The 3,951-nt window shown below is 46.2% G+C and carries 3 protein-coding genes; 2 read left to right on the top strand and 1 reads right to left on the bottom strand.

Features of this window, described 5'->3' with window-relative positions:
- Nucleotides 1-2,291 (bottom strand): DUF4493 domain-containing protein (locus tag JX312_RS10220; RefSeq protein ID WP_204457923.1); only part of this gene is annotated, 2,291 nt, incomplete at its 3' end.
- A gap of 223 nt (nucleotides 2,292-2,514) precedes the next feature.
- Between JX312_RS10220 and JX312_RS10215 the strand changes: the two genes are divergently transcribed.
- Nucleotides 2,515-3,120 (top strand): lipocalin-like domain-containing protein, encoded by a 606-nt coding sequence (locus tag JX312_RS10215; RefSeq protein ID WP_204457922.1) that lies wholly within the window; start codon nucleotides 2,515-2,517, stop codon nucleotides 3,118-3,120.
- Between the two features lie 13 nt (nucleotides 3,121-3,133).
- Nucleotides 3,134-3,742, top strand: coding sequence for a riboflavin synthase (locus JX312_RS10210; RefSeq protein WP_123406039.1), 609 nt, complete (start codon nucleotides 3,134-3,136; stop codon nucleotides 3,740-3,742).
- Nucleotides 3,743-3,951 lie beyond the last annotated feature (209 nt).

The following is a 3,951-nucleotide window of genomic DNA, read 5'->3' as shown; positions in this document are numbered from 1 at the left end:
CTTAAAATACCTTGAGATATTTCTTTTCCTGAAGAATTAAATACTTTAATATATGCCTCAGCTACTTCATTATTTACCGGCGTATAACGATACTTGAACGTCAGCGTTAAGGGACGTGAACCAAAATCAATTCCGTCATTTCTATGTTCACCATTCGAGTCATAAGAATATGAACCTAAAAACAATTCACCGATAGATTTGTCAAGACCGGCTTCTCCCGGAGTATTGGTACAATAGTATGTAATATTTAATAACCCTCCGGAACGATCCGGAGTTCGCCCATTATGGTTATATCCCACACTTCTGATCACCACATATCCATTTTCCGAAAAAGTGGAAGGAACTACAAACCAAGAATTAATATTGGCTGCACCGGAGTAACATGTCTTTGCATTAACAGAAGACCAACCTACTGGTTCCGAGCGATCAATTGATGAGGTCACATTATAATTTACCGGAGATACTCGGAAACCGCCACCAACAGTCAAATTGGATATACTCAACGTTTTATGCGTTTCAGCAAAACTTCCATTAGGCACATCCACAATGCTTTCCGTTGTAAAAGGTGAAATCGGAGTGCGGGGATTCGATGTATTGGAAAGTGCAAACTCCACATTTTCATATGTCTTGGATTCGGTAAGGTCAAACACGTTTATTATACCGGTCTCAAGATCTTTCTGAATCCTGTTTACATTTACCATTTTTCCATCACTGATAATAACGAGGTCATTCGTAATAAGACGAAGCTTGGATGGATCCTCCGGAACCACACGCAATTTCACTTTCCTAGCAAACGGGTCAACATCTATTGAATACTTGGGGAAATCCACTTTCAGACGAGTCTGAGCACGTGCATCTGCAACCGCTCCATAATAAACCCAAAGCGGACTACTCTCCATCTGAAGCTCCGGCGTCTTGACCTTGTATTTGAATTTATAAGGCAAGCCACCTGCCTCTGACGAAGATATATCCTCAATGTCAAGAACCTCTGCCGCTACCTCATTATTGGTAACCTTGAACGTAACCTTATCCCGAATATCCGCACAATTGGTCAGAAGATACACTTCTCCTTCCGTGCCCCGGTATTCCATATTTGCCACAGGTTCTATCTTTATGTCTACCGCCGACACTATGACATGGAGCGTGACAGGCTCGCTGACACGCGTGAGCATATCCTTAGCCACAAGCGAAACCGTATGTGATCCAATAGGCATCTTACCCAAAAATCCCTTAAGCTCTACGATACCCATCTTGTCGGGATTGCGGAACAAGCCTGTCACCGAAATTCCGGAAGCATTGACATTTGCCTGATCCATATCAGAAGCATTCACTAACTGAACTTCCTTTCCGAAAGGGGGATTATAGGTGGAAGATTCATTCAATTTCAACACAACTTCCTTGAGTCCGCCAAATGCATACACCTCGTATCGGGGATTACCAACAGGTGTAANACTCTCAAATGCGCTAAGAGTCTCACCATCTGTAAAATCCTTTGCAACTACAGACGGGGCGGGTGCCTCGAAAAGTTCATCGCCGAGAGGCACCTCTACTGTTTCCGAAACCACATCCTCCTCAAATTGCACGTCAAGCGTAAGATTGCCGGTGGAAGAAGCTCCGTTAACACCTATTTTGACAATATAATGACGCCTTGCCTCAGCCCTGAAACCGGCAGGCTGAAGAGTCACTTTCTTGCCCGAAGCATTGGTCAGCGTGAGATTGAGTTCTATCTGCGAGGGTGCCATGTAAGCCGGACGATCCTCGTTCTGGGCGAATACCACATAATCATGTCCTGTAGAGCGGATCGCCGCGCTGTAAGACGTAAAATTCGACTTGAACTCATCGGTATAACGGATGCTCACCATTGAGTTGGCGAGAGTTGCGGTAAGCGACACATTCTTCTGGTCGCCCGCAGTAACAGCCACATTGTCCGAAGCATAAAACCAGGGATTCTCGAAACCTTCCACATCGCGATCGCCGTAAAAAGCTTCAATCTTATACTCTCCTATCGGGAAAAGTTCTTCTTTGTTGAATTCCTCAAGAAGGTTCCACTTCTTGTTGAAACTGCCATCGGTTCTTGACAGCGACACACCGAAATCAGCAGCTGCCGGAATTATAGTCGCTTTCGTATCGTCGGCTCTCGTAGATGCCGCGATATTTCCGTCGGCAGAGAGCGACAGTCTGAGGGATCCGCCGTCTGTCGAGCTCTGCCACGGATTGTCATCACCCGCACATCCTCCGAGGATGCACGCTGACGCAACTAAGAAAGCGGCATTTAAAGCATAATGTTTCATAATCAAGGTTAATAATTTGAAACAAAATTATAACAAAATTATAATAATTGCTAATTTTAATGTAAATTTGTGCAGAAATGACCCAATTAAACCAATGACAAGGCGTATTTTTGGCCAATAATCATCACCAATTAACCGCCATAGATAATAACCGAATAAATTAAGTTTACAAGATAACGATATGAAAATTAAGCACATCAGAGTATTATTGATGTTGGCAGCCATGATTATTTCATGTTCCAATATGGCCAATGCACAGTCTCTAAAGGACCTTCTCGGGAAATTGGGAGGAAGCGGCGACACCTCGGAAACCATAGGCAACCTGTTGGAGGGGGTATTCTCCAGCTCCAACCTGTCGGTGCAGGATCTCAAGGGAAACTGGCTTGCCACCGGTCCGGCTGTAGCGTTTCAGGGAGACAACTTCCTCAAACAGGCAGGAGGCAAGGCTGCCGGAGCGGCAATCGAGACCAAGCTGAAACCGTATTATCAGAAATACGGGCTCACCGGAGCCACTCTCACCATAGACAATTCCGGAAAGTTCCAGCTGAAAATCAAGAAGCTGACTCTGAAAGGCACTGTGACACAAGGTTCGGAGAAAGGAATTTTCGAATTCAAATTCAATGCGGCAGGAAAGATTTCGCTCGGCAAGGTGAAAACATATGTGCAAAAGACTTCAAGCACCATGGATGTGATGTTCGATGCCACAAAACTCATGGCTATCATTGATGCCGTGGCAAAATATTCCAACATATCCGCAGCGAAAACGCTCTCCTCTCTTTTGAATTCATACGATGGTCTATGCGTAGGCTTCGCACTCAAATCAAACTAAAAAAGACTCCAGCATGTTCTCAGGAATTGTAGAAGAAGCGGCAGAGGTAGTAGCTCTCCGCGAGGAAGGAAGCAACCTTCATATCACGATGCGCTGCAGTTTTGCAGACGAACTCACAATAGACCAGAGCGTAGCCCACAACGGAGTGTGTCTCACGGTTGTGGCTCTTCCCGGCGACGGCACATACACCGTCACCGCAATAAGAGAGACCCTTGACCGCTCCAATCTCGGTGACCTTAAGCCGGGAGACCTGGTGAATCTCGAACGTTCCATGAAGATGAACGGACGTCTTGACGGACATATCGTTCAAGGACACGTGGATCAGACCGCCGTATGCACCGATGTCCGCGAAGCAGACGGCAGCTGGTACTATACGTTCGAATATGAATCCGACAAGGAGCTTGCACGCAAGGGATACATCACAGTTGACAAAGGATCGGTGACGGTGAACGGTGTAAGCCTTACTGTCTGCGAGCCTACCGACAACAGTTTCAAAGTGGCGATAATTCCCTATACGCACGACAACACCAACTTCCACCGAATCGAAAAAGGGACGAAAGTCAATATCGAATTCGACATTCTTGGCAAATACCTTGCCAGGATAATGACAACACAGCAGTAAGAAACTGTCACTCTAAAGCAAGCAGCCGAGTATGAGCAATATAATCCTTCCTCCCGCATTTCCGAACAAAGACACGCGTGTGCTGTCGGGCACACGCCGTGTCTCTCTAATCGGCGGCAACGGAGCCGGCAAGAGCCGTTTCATGCAAGAGATGATAAGGCTCGCAGGAAACCGCGCATATTGTCTGTCGGCACTGTCGGCANNGTTCC

The sequence above is a fragment of the Barnesiella sp. CU968 genome (genome assembly GCF_905219685.1).
Lineage (GTDB): Bacteria > Bacteroidota > Bacteroidia > Bacteroidales > Muribaculaceae > Lepagella > Lepagella muris_A.
This window is presented reverse-complemented; position numbering and strand designations above follow the sequence as displayed.